Origin of the sequence: Bradyrhizobium cajani (assembly GCF_009759665.1) — a bacterium.
GTDB classification, from domain to species: Bacteria; Pseudomonadota; Alphaproteobacteria; order Rhizobiales; family Xanthobacteraceae; genus Bradyrhizobium; species Bradyrhizobium cajani.
Window position 1 is genome coordinate 57,579 of record NZ_WQNE01000015.1, and the last position, 19,085, is coordinate 76,663.

Annotated in this window: 17 protein-coding genes; 4 read left to right on the plus strand and 13 right to left on the minus strand. The window is 65.1% G+C overall.

The window, feature by feature from the left end; translation table 11 throughout:
• Positions 1-4: 4 nt before the first annotated feature.
• From GPL20_RS19120 to GPL20_RS19135, 4 genes are all read left to right on the plus strand, one after another.
• Complete coding sequence (locus tag GPL20_RS19120; RefSeq protein ID WP_157331051.1) at positions 5-985, plus strand: ABC transporter substrate-binding protein; 981 nt, start codon at positions 5-7, stop codon at positions 983-985.
• 110 nt (positions 986-1,095) lie between these two features.
• On the plus strand, positions 1,096-2,775 hold the full coding sequence (locus tag GPL20_RS19125; RefSeq protein WP_157331052.1) for a DUF3300 domain-containing protein: 1,680 nt from the start codon (positions 1,096-1,098) through the stop codon (positions 2,773-2,775).
• On the plus strand, positions 2,772-3,689 hold the full coding sequence (locus tag GPL20_RS19130) for a DUF2950 domain-containing protein (protein ID WP_157331053.1): 918 nt from the start codon (positions 2,772-2,774) through the stop codon (positions 3,687-3,689). The genes GPL20_RS19125 and GPL20_RS19130 overlap by 4 nt, the downstream gene beginning before the upstream one ends.
• Positions 3,690-3,702: 13 nt before the next feature.
• Complete coding sequence (locus GPL20_RS19135) at positions 3,703-4,143, plus strand: hypothetical protein (protein WP_309143217.1); 441 nt, start codon at positions 3,703-3,705, stop codon at positions 4,141-4,143.
• 17 nt (positions 4,144-4,160) lie between these two features.
• Here GPL20_RS19135 and GPL20_RS19140 read toward each other — a convergent pair whose 3' ends face one another.
• The 13 genes from GPL20_RS19140 to GPL20_RS19200 all read right to left on the minus strand — a co-directional run bounded on the left by GPL20_RS19140 (position 4,161) and on the right by GPL20_RS19200 (position 19,006).
• Positions 4,161-7,313, minus strand: coding sequence for an efflux RND transporter permease subunit (locus tag GPL20_RS19140; protein ID WP_157331055.1), 3,153 nt, complete (start codon positions 7,311-7,313; stop codon positions 4,161-4,163).
• Positions 7,310-8,551 carry an efflux RND transporter periplasmic adaptor subunit gene (locus GPL20_RS19145; protein WP_157331056.1) on the minus strand — a complete coding sequence of 414 codons (1,242 nt, stop codon included), beginning with the start codon at positions 8,549-8,551 and terminating at the stop codon, positions 7,310-7,312. The genes GPL20_RS19140 and GPL20_RS19145 overlap by 4 nt, the downstream gene beginning before the upstream one ends.
• Before the next feature lie 44 nt (positions 8,552-8,595).
• Positions 8,596-8,913 carry a hypothetical protein gene (locus tag GPL20_RS39590; RefSeq protein ID WP_157331057.1) on the minus strand — a complete coding sequence of 106 codons (318 nt, stop codon included), beginning with the start codon at positions 8,911-8,913 and terminating at the stop codon, positions 8,596-8,598.
• Between the two features lie 17 nt (positions 8,914-8,930).
• A complete protein-coding gene (locus GPL20_RS19155) occupies positions 8,931-9,488 on the minus strand; it encodes an HdeD family acid-resistance protein (protein WP_167533104.1) in 558 nt (185 codons plus the stop codon).
• 153 nt (positions 9,489-9,641) lie between these two features.
• Positions 9,642-10,754 (minus strand): ABC transporter permease, encoded by a 1,113-nt coding sequence (locus GPL20_RS19160; RefSeq protein ID WP_157331059.1) that lies wholly within the window; start codon positions 10,752-10,754, stop codon positions 9,642-9,644.
• Positions 10,755-13,535 carry a ribosome-associated ATPase/putative transporter RbbA gene (rbbA, locus tag GPL20_RS19165; RefSeq protein ID WP_157331060.1) on the minus strand — a complete coding sequence of 927 codons (2,781 nt, stop codon included), beginning with the start codon at positions 13,533-13,535 and terminating at the stop codon, positions 10,755-10,757.
• Positions 13,532-14,602, minus strand: coding sequence for an HlyD family secretion protein (locus GPL20_RS19170; RefSeq protein ID WP_167533105.1), 1,071 nt, complete (start codon positions 14,600-14,602; stop codon positions 13,532-13,534). Before GPL20_RS19170 ends, rbbA begins: the two co-directional genes overlap by 4 nt.
• Positions 14,603-14,683: 81 nt before the next feature.
• On the minus strand, positions 14,684-15,169 hold the full coding sequence (locus tag GPL20_RS19175) for a DUF992 domain-containing protein (RefSeq protein ID WP_157331062.1): 486 nt from the start codon (positions 15,167-15,169) through the stop codon (positions 14,684-14,686).
• Entirely contained in the window at positions 15,170-15,769 is a 600-nt protein-coding gene (locus GPL20_RS19180) for a hypothetical protein (protein WP_157331063.1), read from the minus strand.
• Positions 15,770-15,775: 6 nt separating this feature from the next.
• Positions 15,776-16,897: an AI-2E family transporter gene (locus GPL20_RS19185; RefSeq protein WP_167533111.1), complete on the minus strand. Its 1,122-nt coding sequence runs from the start codon at positions 16,895-16,897 to the stop codon at positions 15,776-15,778.
• A gap of 31 nt (positions 16,898-16,928) precedes the next feature.
• Positions 16,929-17,168 carry a hypothetical protein gene (locus GPL20_RS19190; protein ID WP_157331065.1) on the minus strand — a complete coding sequence of 80 codons (240 nt, stop codon included), beginning with the start codon at positions 17,166-17,168 and terminating at the stop codon, positions 16,929-16,931.
• Positions 17,169-17,199: 31 nt separating this feature from the next.
• Entirely contained in the window at positions 17,200-18,639 is a 1,440-nt protein-coding gene (locus GPL20_RS19195; RefSeq protein ID WP_157331066.1) for a basic amino acid/polyamine antiporter, read from the minus strand.
• Positions 18,640-18,775: 136 nt separating this feature from the next.
• Positions 18,776-19,006, minus strand: a complete 231-nt coding sequence (locus tag GPL20_RS19200; RefSeq protein WP_157331067.1) for a DUF6894 family protein — start codon at positions 19,004-19,006, stop codon at positions 18,776-18,778.
• Between the last annotated feature and the right edge of the window lie 79 nt (positions 19,007-19,085).

A 19,085-nucleotide genomic window follows, 5' to 3' on the forward strand; every position in this document is an offset into this window, starting at 1 on the left:
GGCCATGAGACGCCGTGAGTTCATGTTGCTGGCGGGCGCGGTGGCTGCGTTTCCGGTCGTGACGACAGCCCAGGACAGGGTGCCGTTCGTCGGCGTGCTGACCGGCAATGTCGCCGGCGATCCCGGTGCGCAGATGCGTGTCGACGCCTTTCAGCAGGGGCTCGCCGATCTCGGCTGGATCGCCAATCAGAACTACCGGCTCGAAGTGCGCTGGCCCGGCCCCAATCCGGCGCGGCAGCAACTGGAGGCCCTCGAGCTCGTGGCGGCCGCGCCGGACGTGCTGTTTTCGACCAGTACGGGAACGACGCGGGCACTCCGCGATGCAACGCAGCGGATTCCCATCGTCTTCGTGGGGCTCTCCGATCCGGTCGGGACCGGCCTCGTCGCCAATCTGGCGCGGCCGACCGGAAATCTCACCGGCTTCTCGCTCTACGAGCACTCGATGAGTGGAAAGTGGCTCGGACTGCTCAAGGACATGGTGCCGGCCATGACCCACGCGTCGCTTCTGTTCAATCCGGACTCGGCACCTTATGCGCCGTTCTATCTTGGTGCCGCGCATCAGATGGAGGCCCGTCTGGGCCTGAAAGTCGGCGCCGCCAGTGTCCGAAGTGGCGCCGAGATCGCTGCGACCATCGAGACGGCGGCACGCGAGGGGAGCGGCATCGTCGTGCTGCCCGACGGCGGATTTTTCGGCACGCAGAGCGCAGCAACGATCGCGTTGCTCGCACAGCGCCGGGTGCCGGCGATCTTTGCGGTGCGCTTCTATGCAGCGAACGGCGGGCTGATGTCCTACGGCGCCGATCTCACCCAGCAGTTTCGCGACGGAGCCGGTTATGTCGATCGCCTTCTGCGCGGCGCCGACATCCGCGCGCTTCCGGTGCAATTCGCCACCCGGTTCGAGCTCGTCATCAACATGAGAGCGGCCAATGCCCTCGGGCTGACCGTACCCGGCCGGCTCTTGATGGAAGCCGAACTGATCGAGTGAAGAAGAACTCTTGCGTCGCGGCAACGGGCCGCGCCGTTTCGTTGATCTCGATCAACGAACACCGGTGTCGCGGCCCGATCTTCCCGACTGGAAGTCGAAGGGAGGACGTGATGTTTCGCTGCGGCAAGACCTTGATGGCGCTTTCGCTCGTCATGGCGATCCCGATCGCTGCGACGGCGCAGACCCCCACGCCGACGCCCCCGAGCACGCAGGCGCAGCCGGCTAGTTCGGCGGCGCCCGTGGCCGAGCTCCTGAAACCCGAGCAGCTCGAGGCCCTGGTTGCGCCGATCGCGCTCTATCCCGACGAGCTCTTGGCCAATGTGCTGGCCGCCTCGACCTATCCGCTCGAAGTGGTGCAGGCCGACCGCTGGCTGAAGGAGCGCAAGACCCTCAAGGGCGATGCGCTGAAGACGGAGGTGGACAAGCAGGGCTGGGACGACAGCGTCAAGGCGCTCGCCAGCACCGCCGAAGTTCTGACCATGATGAACGACCAGCTTGAATGGACCAAGAAGCTCGGCGATGCCTTTCTCGCCCAGCAGCCCGACGTGATGGACGCGATCCAGCGCCTGCGCAGCAAGGCCTACGACAACAAGAAACTGGTCACCACCAAGCAGCAGAAGGTCAGCGTCCAGACCCAGGAGGGCAAGCAGGTCGTCGTGATCCAGCAGGCCGATCCCGCCGCGCTGTATGTGCCGTATTACGATCCGGCGACGGTCTACGGCACCTGGCCCTATGCGGAGTATCCGCCATATTATTGGGGCTATCCCTCCTATATCGGCGCCGGAATGGTCGCGGCCGGCCTCGCCTTTGGCACGGCCTGGGCCATCGGGCGCTGGGGCAATTACTGGGGCGGCGGCTGCAACTGGGGCAACCGCAACGTCTACGTCAATCACCGCACCACGAATATTGGCAACGGCTGGCAGCACAATCCCGCGCATCGCCAGGGTGTGCGCTACAACAACACCAACGTCCAGCAGCGCTTCGGCAACAACAATATCAAGGCCGGCGCGTCGGACCGGATGGATTTCCGCGGCCGCGACGGCAACCAGGTGCTGCGCCCGGATCAGGGAGCACGTGATCGGGCTGGGGATCGGGCAGGCGATCGTGCGGGAGATCGCGCGGGTGACCGTGCCGGAGATCGGGGTGATCGTGCCGGCAATCGTGGCGATCGGCCCGGCGGTGGCGACCGCGCTGGTGCCGGAGATCGCGCCAAGGGCGGCGGTGACCGGGCGAAAGGTGGCGGCGATCGCGCCAAGGCTGCCAACCGTGCCGGCGGCGGTGCGGCTACCCGTGGCGGTGGTGGCAATCGCGGCGGCGCGATGAACGTTTCCTCCGGCCGATCGGCGGCCGCAGCATCGGCGCGCGGACGAGCCAGCATGGCGAGCATGCCGCGCGGCGGCGGCGGACCGAGCTTCGCCGGACGTGGTGGCGGTGGTGGCATGGCGATGCGCGGCGGTGGAGGCGGCGGCTTCCGCGGTGGCGGCGGAGGAGGCGGCTTCCGCGGCGGTGGTGGCGGTGGCCGACGTTCCGACATCGCTTTGAAGCACGATGTCGTCTTGCTTGGACACCTCGCCAGCGGCCTCGGCTACTACCGCTTCAGCTATATCGGCAGCGACAAGGCCTATGTCGGCGTGATGGCGCAGGAGGTCGAGCAGGTCGTGCCCGATGCAGTGACCCGCGGCAGCGATGGCTACCTGCGTGTCCACTATCAAAAGCTCGGGCTGAAATTTCGCACCTACCACGATTGGGTCGCTGGCGGCGCGAAGATCCCTGCGGAGGTGACGCCATGACCGGTCTGATATCGTTCCGTCGCGCGGTGTTGCCGGGAATCATGGCACTGGCGCTGCTTGGCTCCGCGTCACAGGCGCAGCAAGCCTACAAGACGCCGGAGGATGCGGCCGCCGCGCTCGCGGCCGCGGTCAAGAGCGGACCGAGCGACATCCTGAAAGTGCTTGGGAGGGCCGCCGAAGACATCGTCTCCTCCGGCGATGAGATCGCCGATACCGACATACGCCAGCGATTCACGTCGATGTATGACACCAAGCACGGCATCAAGGCGGAGGGCAACAAGACCGCGACCTTGCTGCTGGGACCGGATGATTTTCCGTTCCCGATTCCGCTGGTCAACACCAAGGCCGGCTGGGAGTTCGACACCGACGAGGGGCGCATCGAAGTGCTCCGCCGCCGCATCGGCCGCAACGAGCTCGACGCGATCCAGACCGCGCTCGCCTTTGTCGACGCGCAAAACGAATACGCCGACAAGGACCGCGGCGAGGGCGCCGGCGTCTACGCGCAGCGCATCGTCTCCTCACCCGGCAAGAAGGACGGCCTGTTCTGGCGCGACGACAGCGATCCGAGTCCGCTCGGCGCGCTGGCGGCCGAGGCCTCGAAGGAGGGCTATCGCGCAGGCGATGTCGGACCTGCGCCCTATCACGGCTATTACTTCCACATCCTCAAGGGGCAGGGCCCGGATGCGCCCGGTGGCGCGCTCAATTATGTCGTCAAGGGCAAGATGATCGGCGGCTTCGCCCTGATCGCCTGGCCTGCTGAATACGGCAATTCAGGCGTGATGACCTTCCTGGTCAATCATGCCGGCACCGTCTACCAGAAGGATCTCGGCAAGCGCACGGCGTTCATCGCCGAGCGCACCACGCTGTTCGATCCCGATCAGACCTGGAAGAAGGTCGATGCCGCAAAACCCTGAACGGCGTGCGTCCATGCGCTTGCACGCGCTCCGCCTGATCGCGGTCCTCTTGCTGGCACTCGGGTTCGCCGCACCGGCGACGCCATCCTTCGCACAAGCGGCCGGTCACGTCCGGATCAAGATCGTCAAGGCCGGCCTTTTGGTCGGCGGGGGCGCGGGAAGCGGTGCGCTGACCTATCGCGGCAAGAGCTACCCGTTCAGGGTCACCGGCACGAGCTTCGGCATCACGGTCGGCGCCACGATCGGCCGGCTCGACGGCTGGGCCTCGGGCATCCGCGAGGTCAGCGACTTCGCCGGCACCTACAGCTCCGTCGGCGGCGGCTTTGCCCTGGTCGGCGGCATCAATGGCGTCCATTTGCGCAACGAGAAGGGCGTGACGATCGTGCTGCAAGGCCCGAAGGCGGGCCTGGAGCTTGCGGCCAATATCAGCCGGATCACGATCGCTTTCAGATGATGGCGGCCTGAATTCTTCTAGACCGCATTGCGGTCCGACGAATTCGTTCGATGGCTTGATTTGAGACCCAGCTTCACACGCTCGCGCATGCGCTGGAAGATCACATAGAGCATCGGTACCAGGAAGATCCCAATTGAGCTTGCGGCCAGCATGCCGGCGAACACCGCAGTGCCCACCGCTCTGCGGCTGAGTGCAGCGGCTCCGGTTGCGATGACGAGCGGCAGGAGGCCGAGGATGAAGGCCACCGACGTCATCATCACCGCGCGAAAGCGCGTATGGGCGCCCCGGACCGCAGCTTCCTCGAGCGCGACACCCGCCTCGCGCTGCTCCTTGGCGAATTCGACGATCAGGATGCCGTTCTTGGCGGCGAGGGCGATCAGGACGACCAGCCCGATCTGGCCGTAGAGATCGAGGTTGAGGCCCGCGACCTTGATGCCGAGATAGGAGCCAAGCACGCCAACGACCACCGACAGCAGAACCGGAATCGGAATGACCGTGCTTTCGTAAAGTGCGACCAGGAACAGATAAGCGAACAACACAGCCAGCATGAGCACGATGCCGGTCTGGCCGGCGGCCTGCTGCTCCTGATAGGCGGTGCCGGTCCATGCGAAGCTGTAGCCTGAGGGCAGCACGGTATCGGATATCTGCGCCATCGCGGCCAGTGCGGTGCCCGAGGAGACGCCGGGTGCGGGGCTGCCGTTCACCGTTGCGGAGCGGTAATTGTTGTAGCGGGTGATGACCTGCGGCCCGGTCACGATCTTGATGCCGGCCAGCGACCGTATCGGCACCATTTCGCCGGTGCTGTTGCGCACGTAAATCCGCCAGATATCCGACATATCGGCGCGATCGAACGCCTCGCCCTGAACATTGACCTGCCAGGTGCGTCCGAACAGGTTGAAGTTGTTGACGTAGATGCCGCCGAGGGTCGCCTGCAGGGCGGTGAAGATGTCGTTGACAGCGACGCCCAGCGCCTGGGCCTTGCGGCGATCGATATCGAGATAGAGCGATGGGTTGGTGGCAGTGAAGGTGGAGAAGACGCGCGCAAGCCGCGGATCGGCATTGGCGGCGCCGATCAGCGCATTCGTGACGCTGGAGATCGCGGCCGGGCTCTGCCCCTCCAACGCCTGAAGCTGGTACTCGAAGCCGCCCCCGGTTGAGAGCCCGATGATCGGCGGCAGGTTGAACGGCAGCACGTTGGCCTGGCGGACCTGCGCGCCGGCCGCGAATGTCTTGCCGATCAACGCCTGCGCCGAATCTGCGGCCGCCCTCCGGTCGGCGAATGGCTTCAACCGTGCCACCACCAGCGCGCTGTTCGGCTCGGAGGCGCCGTCGAGCAAGGAGAAGCCGATCACCGCCAGCACGTGATCGACGGCGGGCATCTGTTTCAGCGTGTCCTCGATCTGCCGGGTCACCTCACTGGTCCGCGCCACCGACGCGCCGTCAGGCAGCTGCACCGAGGTGAAGAAGGCGCCCTGGTCCTCCTCCGGCAAGAATCCGGTCGGCGTTATCAGCGACATGCCGAAGATGCCGGCCGCAAAGCCGGCCACCAGCAGGAGTGACAGGGCGGCCCTGCGTACGAGATAGCGGACGCCGCCGCCGTAGCGGTCGCGCAGCCAGTCGATGCCGCCGAGCACGCGTCCCATGATGCCGCGCCGGGGTCCGCCGTGGCGCAGCAACAGCGCGCACAGTGCCGGAGACAGCGTCAGGGCGTTCAACGCCGAGATCGCCATGGCGGCGCTGATCGTCACGGCGAATTGACGAAACAGGGTGCCCGAGATGCCGGGAATGAACGCGATCGGCACGAACACCGACAGCAGCACCAGGGTGATCGCGATGATCGGGGCGGTGATCTGGACCATCGCCTTCTTGCTGGCCTCGGACGGAGACAGGTCCGGCTCCTCCGCCATGACGCGCTCGACATTCTCCACCACGACAATGGCGTCGTCCACGACGATGCCGATGGCGAGCACCATTGCGAGCAGCGACACCGTGTTGGCCGAATAGCCGAACACGAGCAGGACGGCGAAAGTGCCAATCAGGCTCACAGGCACGGCGACCGCCGGAATGACCGTGGCGCGGAGATTGCCGAGGAACAGATAAACCACGAGCACGACCAGGAGAAAGGCCTCGCCCAGCGTTTGCAAGACCTCCGCGATCGTATCCCGCACGAAGCTCGTGGAATCGTATTGCACGAGATAGCTCAGCCCTGCGGGAAAGCGGGTGGACAACCGCTGCATCGTGTCCGCCACCGCCCGTGCGGTGGTCACGGCATTGGCGCCCGGCGAAAGATAGATTGCGATCGGAACGGCGGCGCGTCCGTCGATCCGCGCTTCGCTGTCGAGATTTTGCGCGCCCATCTCGACGCGCGCGACGTCCTTCACCAGCAGCGAGGAGCCATCCGGATTTGCGCGCAGCACGATGTTGGCGAACTGGTCGACGGTGGCGAGCCGGCCCAGGGTCTGCACGTTGAACTGAAACTGCTGATCGTCGCTGATCGGCCGCGCGCCGATGCGGCCGACGGCGGCCTGGACACTCTGGGTCCGGATAGCGGCGATGACGTCCGACGGGGTCAGATTGAGGCTGGTAAGCCGCTGCGAATCGAACCAGATCCGCATCGAATAATTCATTTTGGCGAACAGATTCGCCTGACCGACCCCCGGCGTGCTCGCAAGCGCATCGAGAACGTTGATGATGGCGTAGTTGGTGATGAACAGCGGGTCCTGGCGGCCATCGGCACTGTAGAGCACCAGGAATTGCAGGATCGACGAGGAGCGCTTCTGCACCGTCACGCCCTGTTGTTGCACTTCCGTCGGCAACTGGGACAGCGCACTCTGCACGCGATTGTTGACATTGACCGTGTTGATGTCGGCATTGGTGCCGAGCGCGAACGAAACCGTCAGCGTGTAGCTGCCGTCGTTGCCGCTGGTCGATTTCATGTAGAGCGCGCGGTCGACACCGATGACCTGCGCCTCGAGCGGTTGGGCGACGCTGCTTTCCACGACTTCGGCGGAGCCGCCGGGGAAGTTCGCGGCGACGGTAACTTGCGGCGGCACGATGTCCGGGAATTGCGCCACCGGGATCTGCGTGAGCGCCAACGCGCCGGCGATCGTGATGATGAAGGCGATCACCATCGAGAGCCGGGGACGATCGACGAAAACTCCCGAAATCATTTGCTGCGGTCCGCCGGGCCCGTCCGAACCGGGGCCCCGTGATTGGTTCGAGGAGCTGCCTCGCTGGCTGCGTCCTTCATGCTTGACAGGATGAGTGCACTCGCCGGATCCGCAGAGACGGTCTGACCCGGCCGAACCCGTTGCAAGCCTTCGGCGATCACCTTGTCGCCGGCCGCAAGCCCGTCGATGACGGAGGCGATCGTCGGGGTCGATTGTCCGAGCTGGATGCGTCGCTGCTCGGCCTTGTTGTCCGCGCCGACCACGAGAACGTAGTCGCCTCGCTGGTCCGACAGCACCGCCGAACGCGGAATCGCGAGCACTTCGATCGGCTGAACGCCTTCGAGCACGACGGTGACGAACTCGCCGTCGGTCAGCTCGTGCACTGTGACGCCTGCCGCGGACGGGGCGCGCAGGATCGGGTTGACGATCTCGCCCCGCACCGTGATCGTGTCGGTATTCTGCGCGATGCTGTTGTCGACGAAATTCAGCTTGCCGGACTGACCGTACATGCGGCCGTCGGGCAGGCGCAGCCGGATCGTCACCGCCTCGAGGCCGCCTTGCGGACCGTATCGTTCGCGCAGCTCGAGCCCCTGGCGCAGCGGTACGGGAAACGTGACGTACATCGGATCCTGGCTGACGATCGTGGCCAGCACGCCCGAGGAGGGGCCGACGATGTTGCCTTCCGTCACCGTCGTGCGACCGATCTTGCCGTCGATCGGTGCACTGATCACGGTATAGTCGAGATTGATCTGCGAGGCCTTGACTTGCGCCTGCGCGGCCTGCACCTGGGCCTCCAGGCTGCGCTGGTTCGCGAGCGCCGCATCATAGGTCGATTGCTGTCCGGCCGGCCCCCCGAGCAGAGTCCGCGCGCGCTCCGTCGTCAGCCTGGCATTCTCCAGCGTCGCCTCGAGCTGCGCCACCTGCGCCTGTTTGGCCGCGAGATCGGCTTCGAACGGACCGCGCTCCAGGCGATAGAGCTGGTCGCCCTTCCTGATCTCGGCGCCCTCGGTGAACAGCCGCTGTTCCAGAAACGCGGTGACGCGCGCGGCAACATTGACCCGGTTGATCGCCTCGATCCGACCGAGAAACTCGCTGGTCTCGGTGATCGGTCGCCGCGTCGCCTCGACGACGCCGACCGCCGGCGCGGGCGGGGCAGGTTGCGTCGGGGCAGCGCGGTGGGCCAACACGATCACCAGGCTCGCCGCCAGCAGTCTTATCGGGACATCAGCAAGGTTCATTGTCCGCTTCCTTGCTCAGGCCAGAACTGGCTTCGGAAGGCGCGCTAGCGCCAGCGCCATCCGCAATGGCGGCGGCCGCGATGCCACCAGCAAACCCAGCGGCGGCGCCGGCGCGGTGGCGGCGGACGCCAGCCGGGACGAGGAGGCGCGCCCCAGCCCGGCTGCTGCGGCGGTCCCCAGCCTGGCTGCGGTCCCCACTGTGCCTGCATCAGGTCCGCCGGCTTGTCGACCCGCCCGAGATCGGGATCGATCGGCATCGCTTGCGCGACGCCGACGAGCCGGGTGCCGGCGGCGCCGATCGCGGCGGCGGCAAGGGCATTCGTTGCGAAGCCGAGGAAGGCACGGCGGCTGGCGGCATCCATTGGGCTGTTCTCCTCTGTCATGCGCTCGTTCGCAGCGATTGCAGGGCGTAGAGCAACCACGCGAGACCATGCGAGATCAGGTCGATGCCTAGCAGGAAGCCAAGTGCCCACACGCTGATGTCGGGAAAGCCGAACAGGATGAGCACCCCGGCGACGACGGCGAAGACGCCGGAGATCAGCATCATCCAGCCGTTCTGTCGCCAATAGGCGAAACTCAGCATGCATCGAATGATGCCCGATGCGAACAGCACGGCGCCGAGCAGATAGGTCAGGATCAGTGCGCCCGATGCCGGCTGGGTGAGCAGGATGAGACCGAAGACAAGGTACAGCGCGCCGAGAACGATGCGCCACAAGAAGCCGCCCCATCCCTTGGTCCAGAACGCATGTGCGATCTCGAACCCGCCGGCAGCGATCGCGGTGAGCCCGATCAGCTTCACGCTGATGATGGTGGCGAACGCAAGGTCGCCAAGCGCGAACAGGCCGGCGGCGATCAGGACGATACCGAGGAGCGCGCAGGCCCACAGCGGCGGGGCACCCACGGCATCGAGGCTCCCGCGACCGTCATACACTGTCATGCGATCCTCCTGGGCAACGGCGGCTCGATCGACATGCATCGGACGGTAGCTACGAACAGCCCGCGCGGACATCGGACGAAACCCTGAGCAGCAGGGCGGGAATGTTCCCATCCATTCCCTGCGGCCGCGGGCGTGATCGGATCCTGCGGAACCTCATCGCAGGAACTGCCGGAAGCGACGAAGGGACAGGAAGAACAATGCGCCGCCAATGGCGAGCAAGGCGGCGAGCTGCGGCCATACGACGGCCAGCCCGGCACCGCGAAACAGGATGGCCTGGGCCAGGATCACGAAATGGGTGTTCGGCGCAGCGAGCATGATGGTCTGAATCACATCGGGCATGCTCTCCCTCGGGGTTGTGGCGCCCGACAGCATTTGAAGAGGCATCAGCACCAGCATCAGGAGCAGACCGAACTGCGGCATCGTGCCGGCGGACGTGGCAAGAAAGATGCCCATACTGGTTGTCGCGAACAGATAGAGCGCGGTGCCGAACAGGAACAGCGGGACCGAGCCGCCGATCCGGACCGCCAGCAATCCCTGCACGACGAAGACGAGGGATACGCTCGCCGCGACAAGGACAACGAGCCCCATCGACCAGATCTTGCTCGCCATCACCTCGAAGGGCGTCACCGGCATGACCAGCAGGTGTTCGATGGTGCCGTGCTCGCGCTCCCGGATCAGCGCTGCGCCGGTCAGGATGATCGACAGCATCGTGACCGAGGAGATGACGTTGTTGATGGCCCCGAACCAGCCCTTGTTGAGCTCGGGATTGAAGCGGGCGCGCAGCGCCAGATCGATCGGCAGGGGCGCGGCCGAGCGATAGCGAGACAGGAACTCGCCGACCTCGTCGCCGACGATGGACTGGATGTAGCCGCTTCCGGTGAATGCCTGCGACATCCGCGTCGCATCCACATTGAGCTGGATGGCGGGCGATCGTTGCGCCAGCAGATCGCGCTGAAAGTTGGGCGGGATGTTGATGGCGAAGGTGTCCAGGCCGGCATCCATGCGGGTCATCATCTCCGCTTGCGGGATCAGGCGAGGCACCGTGAAATAGGGCGGTTTGAATGCGGTGATGATGCGCGTGGCGGCCGGGGACCTGTCCTCGTCGACAATGGCGAGCGCCGCCTGGTTCAGCGTCTCCGGCTGCGCCCTGGAGGCGGTATAGATCGAGACCGTGAAGGCATAGACGATCAGCGCGAGCATCATGGGATCGCGGAACAGGCCGCGGAGCTCTTTGATGCCAAGCTGAACGATATTACCTGTCCGCATCTAATTCGCTTGCTTCTTGAGGAGCGCGACACCGAGTGCGAGCAGCACGGGGATGGTGACGATCAGGGCCAGAAACGGTCCGGACAGATCGCCGAAGTCCAGCCCCTTGGAGAAGGTGCCGCGGGTGATCGTGACGAAATGGGCCGTCGGATAGATCCGTCCGATGACGGCGCCGGCACCCTGGAGCGAGGAAACCGGATCGACCAGCCCCGAATATTGCGTGGCCGGGATCATGGTGAGCAGGGTGGTGGCGAAGATCGCGGCAATCTGGCTCGCCATGAACGAAGAGATCACAAGGCCCATCGCGGTGGTGACGATGACATACAGGAGCGCGGCCGACGTGAACGCGACGAAGCTGCCGGTGAAGGGAACGCCGAATGCGAATACGGCAAAGGCGGTCAGGAGAAAGAAGTTGAGCATGGCGAGCGCCACGTAGGGGAGCTGCTTGCCGATCAGGAACTCGAGCCGCGTCACCGGTGTGACGTAGAAGTTGATGATCGAGCCGAGCTCCTTCTCGCGCACGACGCTCAGCGTCGCCAGGATCGCCGGGATGATCAGGAGCAGGATCGGGATCACGGCCGGCGCCATCGCGACGATGCTCCTGATGTCGGGATTGTAGAGGAAACGAACCTCGATCTGGTAGTCGCCGGTGGTGGCGGTGTTGCCATAGAGCTGCCGTGCGCGCTGCGCGAGCCAGGTCGCGTGCATCGCCTGCACATAGCTGCGCACCGTCTCCGCGCGCGATGGCATCGCGCCGTCGACCCATGCGCCGATCTGGACGTTGCTGCCGCGCGCCACGTCGCGTCCGAAACCGGGCGGCAGTTCGATGGCAAGGCTGAGCTCGCCGCTGCGCATGCGACGATCGAGATCGTCGTAGTCGGTGATTGGAGCGAGTTCGGTGAAATAGCGCGAGCCCGCGATCTGGAGGACATAGTCGCGGCTGATCGTGGTGTCGTCGCGATCCATGGCGGCGAAGGAGAGGTCCTCGACGTCCATATTGATCCCGTAGCCCATCACGAACATCAGGATGAGACTACCGAGAATCGCAAGGGTGGCGCGGATCGGATCGCGCTTGAGCTCGAGTGCCTCCCGCCGCGTGTAGGCGAACATCCGGCGCGGATCGAAGAAGCGCGATGCGGCATGCGTTGCGCCGTGCGTCTTCACCGTGGCGGTGGTTGCAATGTGAGGCGTGGCGGTCGTCTTCGCCGTGTCCGTCGCGGCGATCGCGTCCTCGAGATAGGCAACAAAAGCCTCTTCGAGGCTGCCGTCGCCGCGCCGTGCCGCGATCTGTTCTGGAGTGCCGCTGATCATCACCTTGCCGGCATGCATCAGCGAGATGCGGTCGCAGCGCTCCGCTTCGTTCATGAAGTGCGTGGAGACGAAGATGGTGACGTTGTCCCGCCGCGACAGGTCGGACAGGGTCTGCCAGAAGCTGTCGCGCGCCACGGGGTCGACGCCGGAGGTCGGCTCATCCAGGATCAGGATATCGGGCGCGTGGATCATGGCGACGGCAAGCGACAAGCGCTGGCGGACGCCGAGCGGCAACGCGTCCGGCAATGCGTCGATGACATTGGCGAGGTCGAAGCGCTCGACCATGTCGCGGACCCGGCCGTCGATCGTATCGGGAGCCAGCCGGAACAGGCGTGCGTGCAGCTCCAGGTTCTGGCGGACCGTCAGCTCGGAATAGAGCGAGAACGCCTGCGACATGTAACCGACGCGGCGGCGGATATCCATGTCATTGGGATCGACCTCGCGCCCGAACAGTCGGGCCTCGCCTTCGCTGGCCGGCAACAGCCCGGTCAATACCTTCATGGTGGTGGTCTTGCCGCAGCCGTTGGAGCCGAGGAAACCGAAGATCTCGCCGCGAGCGATCCGGAAGGTCACATGATCGACGGCCGTGAAGTCACCGAATTTGACGGTGAGCCCCTCGGCTTCGATCGCGACGTCATCGCCCTGGTCGCTCCGACGGGGCGGGATCACCACCTCCCTGTGCTCCCGTCGCTGCTCTTCAGGCAGCAGAGCGATGAAGGCGGCATCGAGATTGCCGGTCCCTGTCTGCTGCAGCAGTTCGGCCGGCGTGCCGGTGGCGAGCACCGACCCGTTGTCCATCGCAACGAGCCAATCGAAGCGCGCGGCTTCCTCCATATAGGCGGTGGCGACGATGACGCTCATGCCGGGACGATCTTTGCGGATGGTCTCGATCAGCTCCCAGAATTGCCGGCGTGAGAGCGGATCGACGCCGGTGGTCGGCTCATCGAGGATCAGCAGATCGGGATCGTGGATCAACGCACAGCAGAGGCCGAGCTTCTGCTTCATGCCGCCGGACAGCTTGCCGGCGGGTCGGTCTGCGAAGGGTGCAAGGCCGGTGTCTCTCAGCAGCTGTTGAATTCTCTCCTCGCGCTCGTGCCGGTCATGACCGAACAGGCGACCGAAGAAATCGACATTCTCGAACACGGAAAGCGTCGGATAAAGGTTCTTGCCGAGGCCCTGCGGCATGTAGGCGATCTGCGGGCAGGTCCGCCGCCGGTGGGCGGCGTCGATCATGTCGCCGCCGAGCACGTGAACGTGGCCGTCCTGGATCGCGCGCGCCCCGGCGATGAGCGAGAGCAGGCTGGACTTGCCGACGCCGTCAGGTCCAATCAGTCCCACCATGCGGCTTGCGGGAATGTCGAGCGTGATGCCATCGAGCGCGCGCGTCGCGCCGTAGGACAGCCGGACCGCCTCGAGGCGTACCACCGGCGCAGGGACAGAGGGGTGAGATGGACCCGGCGCGTCGCTCATTTGACCAGATGTTCCGTCAGTTGCGCCGGCCACTCGGCGTTGGGATCGAGACGAACGAAGGCGCGACCGGGTAGCCCGGTCTTGACCTGTTCGATGTTTCTTCGCAGCAGCTCCGGCGAAATGTGCGCTCTGACGCGGAACATCAGCTTCTGGCGCTCCTCCTCGGTCTCGACCGTCTTGGGTGTGAATTGGGCAACGCTGGCAACGAATGTGGCCCTGGCTGGGATGACCCATTGCGGCGCGGCGTCGAGCACGAGGCGAACCTCCGAACCGATGGCCACGCGACCGGCCTGCGCCGTCGGCAGGAAGAAGGTCATGTAGACGTCGCCGAGGTCGACGAAGTTGAGAACGCGTCCGCCGGCGCTGAGGACCTCGCCCGGTTGGGCCACGCGGAATTGGACGCGACCATCGCGCGGTGCGCGCAGCGTCGAGTCGTTGAGGTCGGCCTTGATGCTCTCGATCGCGGCCTTGGCCGCCTCGACGGCCGCTTCCGCGTCGACCACCTGCGCCTTGGCCGCGCCGATCGCGGCTTCCGAGCCGGCGAACTGGGCTTCGGCCGCCGCCACAGCCGCGCGCGCGCCGTTGGCGGCCGCTCGATCGTCGTCGAGCACCTGCTGCGGGACCGCATTGGTTCTGATCAATTGCTCGGAACGCTGGAGCTTGCGATCGGCCGCATCCAATTCCGCGCTGCGCTGCGCGATCACGGCAGTCGCAGTCTTCTTCTCGGCCTCGCGCTGGGTCACGAGACTCTTGGCGGTCTCGATGCCGATCGTGGCGCGCCGCAACTGCGCCTGGGCCTGGCGGTATTGCGCCTCGAGCTGCAGGGTGTCCATCTGCGCCAGCGCCTGTCCCGCGGTGACCAGATCGCCTTCCCGCACCAGGATGTCCCGGATGCGCCCTGGCGCCTTGGCGGCGATGTCGATCTCGACGGCCTCGATGCGGCCGTTGCCACTGGCAAATCCGCCCGGAAGGTTGTCGCCGCCAAGTCTCTGCCAAACGAAGTAACCGGCTGCGCAGAGAGCCGCGACCAGGACGACGATCAGCCAACGTTTTCGATTGCGCTTCATGGTCGAAGCCGTTCTCATTGATGCCGGGCGGAGCTGTTCCCCGTCCGCCCCGCCGTTCTGCGCGAGGTCACGGGGCACGGGTCATCGCGGGCCTCGTGGTCCCAGTGTCAGGTTGGTCACTCCGGCTGCGAGATTGAGTCCGATCGAGCGCTCGATCGAGAGCGGCTGGAGCATGATACTCCGCCGCGAGCCGCCGATCAGGACATTGGCCCCGAGGCCGGGCCCCAATGCGATGTTGGCGCTCGCGCCGACATAATTGCCGCGCAAGGTGCCGGGACCTATCCTCGAATTCCTGGCGAAGACCGCCCAGGACAGCGTGCCGGCGCTGGTCACGCCGAGATCAAGGCCAACGCGTCTGATGCGTCCCTCGTAGACGTATTGCCGGGCGGTGCGCAGCGGGGTGAATACACAGCGCAACGACTGCGCCGATCCCAGCACCAGTCCGACGCGTGGCTCCAGGAAGCACAGCAGCCTGCCGACCCTGAATCTCTCCGCGCGCGCGGGCGAGGAGACGGCGAAAAGAACAGCCAATGCGCTGATGGCCGCAAGATATCGCGATGATCGCATTCAAGCCTCCGCCTGGTGCCTGGCTTCCGGCGCGTCGACTGATGGCCGCTGGTCCTGGCGCAGCCAGAACGCGAGGGCGAGGCCGATCAGCAGCACGGCGCCGAGCAGGAAAAAGAAGATCGACTGCTTCAGCCAGGATATCGCCGGAACGGCGACGCCCATGGCAAGGCCGAGAAAGGCAATCTGCAGCGACAAGAGGCTCACGCCCGCAAGGAACGTGCCGAGCGCCAGCAGCGTCAGCAGGACAAGGCCGGTCGCCGGCGTGGGAAGCAGTTGCTGAACCCCGGCGAGCAGCATGATGTTCATCGTGATCAGGACAGCGATCCAGTGCAGCGCCTGGGTCCAGATCAGACGGATGCGGTTCTCCCTGCCTTCGGTCTCCGGCCATTTGGTGACGACGCAGACCACGCCGATGGCGAGCGCGAGAAATTCCCAATAGCCTACCAGCGGCTGGTGCGAGACGTTGGTATAGGCGACGCCGGCGATCGCGAGCGTCAGCGCAACGAGATAGGGAAGCTGCTGCCACAGAAAACGCGCTGTCCCCGCTCGCGTCGGTGGAGGCTCCGAGGCATCGCGTTGCTGCGCATCGATTTCGGTCATGGGTTGTCACTCACGCTTGTTCGTCGCCGGCTCGAGATCTTCGCTAAGGTAGTCCTCGACATAGAACCTGATGATCGCGACCCGGCCGATGGCAACGAGCGGCATCGCCAGCGCAATGCCCATGACTCCGAACAAGGCACCGAGAAGGACGATAGCAACCAGTGTCCAGGCCGGCGGTGTCTCGACTGCTTTGCGCTGGATCAGTGGACCGATCACGTAGCCTTCGATCGACTGGATGATCGAATAGACAACGACGGCCCAGACCAGCAGCGAGGCGCCGAGCGGCATAGCCACGAGTGCGATCGGAATCGCCGCGATGATCGGTCCAAGATAGGGAATGAAATTCGACAGGCCCGCTTGCAAGCCGAGCACGAACGGGCCCGGCAGCCCGATCAGATAAAGCGCAAGCCAGACGCACGCCGTCATCAGGATGATGCGAATCAGCTGGCCGACGAACCATAGCCGCATGACGCTGCCCATCTCGTCCATCACGGCGCGGGCGCGGGCGCGGTAGGATGGCCTGACCAGCGTGACCAGGCTCTCGCGGTGGCTCGTGGGATCGAAGCCGAACAGGATGCCGAGGAACAGAACCACGAGCATGCCGGTCAGAAGGCTCGACGCTCCACCCAGCAGAAAATGAGCGTGGCTGAGAAACCGGCCCTGGTTAGCGAACAGCCATTGCGCAAAGTCACGCCCCCATTCCGGGCCGAGCAGGTCCACGCCATAGGACAAGAGGTGCTCCTGGAGGATGTCGACCTGGGTATCCATGACCTTCAGCAACAGGCGCGTCTGTTCCGGCAGCTTTCCCGCACCCCAGGCCAGGCCAAACCCCGATATGGCCGAGAGCAGCAGGAGGACGAGTGTGAGACGCCAAGCGCGACTGAGGGGAAGGACCGGCGCCAGAGCGCGTGCCGCAGCATCCAGAAAGGCTGCAAACAGCACGCCCGCGAAGACAATGAGGAGGCTGGATACCGTTTGCCACACCAGGAACAGAGCGACGCCGACAGCGATCAAGGTGAGGCCGGTCGTGAGAATGCTCGGCTGACCCGTTTCCCGGGATTTGTCGACGGGGTCCTCGTGCAGAACGATCTCGTGAACCCGCTCTGGTGCCATCCTCGTATCGCTCATCGATCGATCCACTGCCATGCTTAGCGGTGCCTCAGGTGCCGAGGCGGCGGCTGCCATAATGAGGATGCCTGCCGCCGCGATGACGCCAGTAGCGGTGCTTGAACGGTCTCATGGTGGTGTTTGGCGTTGCCTTGCTCGGCGCGGTCGCGCCGGTTTGCTTCGTTGCCGCGGCACTGTTGTCTTTCGGTTGGGCCAGAGAGAGGGGTGACGGTACGGCGACGGTCACCAGTCCGCCCAGGATCAGGGCGTGGCACACGGCCCGGATATTCATGCGTGCGTCTCCATGCGATCAGCGATATCAGTCAGATCGAGATGGCTCCGACAGCCAGCCCGTAGATCCCGGCGCCCGCGGCGATTGCGAGCGCTCCGAACAGGACGGACTCGACCGGCTTGAAAAGTCTTTCCTTGCGCTCGCGCCTTGCGATCAGGAATAGCAGCGTTCCGGGCGCGTAGAGGATTGCGGACAGCAAGAGGAATTTCGGTCCGCCGGCATAGATCATGCCGGCGGCGTAGAGCGTTGCGATGCTTGCGCCGATCCCGTCGACGGTGCGGGCGCGCTCGCTGGCGACGTAGCCCTCGCCGGACGACGCGAGCTTCAGGCCATATGCTGCCACGAGAAAATACGGGATCAGCGTCATCGCGCTCGTCATCTTCAAGGCGAGCGTGAAGGCATATTCGGCAAACCAGCTCACGATGAGAAACGCTTGTATGACGGAGTTGGTGAGCCAGAGCGCACCGACGGGGGCCTTGTGGGCATTCTCGCTTGCGAGAAAGGTCGGCATCGTGCGCTGGATCGCGGCGGAGTGCAGGATCTCGGCCGCAAGCAACGACCAGGACAGATAGTTGCCGAGGATCGCGATCAGCAAGGCCATGCTGATGAACACGCTGCCCCAGCGGCCGACGATCGATTCCATCACACCCGCCATTGACGGCGTCGGCAGGTCTGCAAGTTCGGGGCGCGACAGAACGCCGTAGGACAGCAGCGTCACGAGGACGAGAAGGCAGAGCACGGTCAGAAAACCGCTGACGGTTGCGATGCCGATATCGGCCCGATTGCTGGCGTAGCGCGAATACACGCTTGCGCCCTCGATCCCGACAAAGACGAAGACGGTGAGCAGCATCGTGCTGCGGACCTGGGTCACCACATCCCCGAAGTCCGGCTGCGCCGTTCCCCAGAAATTCCGCGCGAACAATCCGCCGTCAAAGGCGGTCACAGCCACGACAATGAAGAGCAGGATCGGAATGATCTTTGCGAAGGTCGCGGCCGTGTTGAGCGCAGCCGCTCCCTTGATGCCGCGCAGCACCAGAAGATGCACGCTCCACAGCAGCAGTGACGCCACAGCTATGGCGGTCGGTGTCGTGCCGTCGCCGAACACCGGGAAGAACTGCCCCAGTGTGGCCTTGATCAGAATGAGACAGGCGACATCCGCAAGACAACAACCGATCCAGTAGCCGACGGCGGAAGCGAACCCGATGTAGTCGCCGAATCCGGCCTTGGCATAGGCGTAGATGCCGGCATCGAGCTCGGGCTTGCGCTGTGACAGCGATTGGAACACGAAGGCCAGCGCAAGCATGCCCGTTCCCGCGATGACCCAGGCGATGATCGCTCCGAGAGCGCCGGTGGAGCGTCCAAACTGAGCCGGCAATGCGAAGATGCCAGAGCCGACCATCGACCCGATCACAAGCGCGATCAGCGCGTTGCGCGAGAGATTCTGACCGGCCTCGTTTGCCGAAGCAGCCATGATGGATGGCCTTCCAATCCGAGGCGGCCGCAGATCCAGCCGACCCCCGGCGAAGACCTTAGCGGCCCGTCCCGGGGGCGCACATCAGGGATTCCCTGTAGGCCACGGGGCAGGAAATCGGCGGGCGCGCGGGACCTCAGGGCCTGCCGACGGATGTGGCCGCGCCGTTCTCGCTCGCGCAGCCGGGGGCGGGCATCGTCGCGCGGGCGACGAGCACGACACTGCCGCGGAAGAATTCGCCGGACTTCGCAAGCTCGGCGGCAAGCCGCCTGGCATGCAGGACGGCTGCGTCCTGCTCCGCGTATTCGCATCCGACCCCGTCGGCCGAGAGGCCGTATTTGTCGGCAATGTGGAAGAAAAAGCGCATGCCTTCGATTAGGCGGGCGTGCGGCAGGCCTCCAGTGACAAAGCCGTAAGGAGTCCCGCAGGACCTGAGGCAAAGAGTC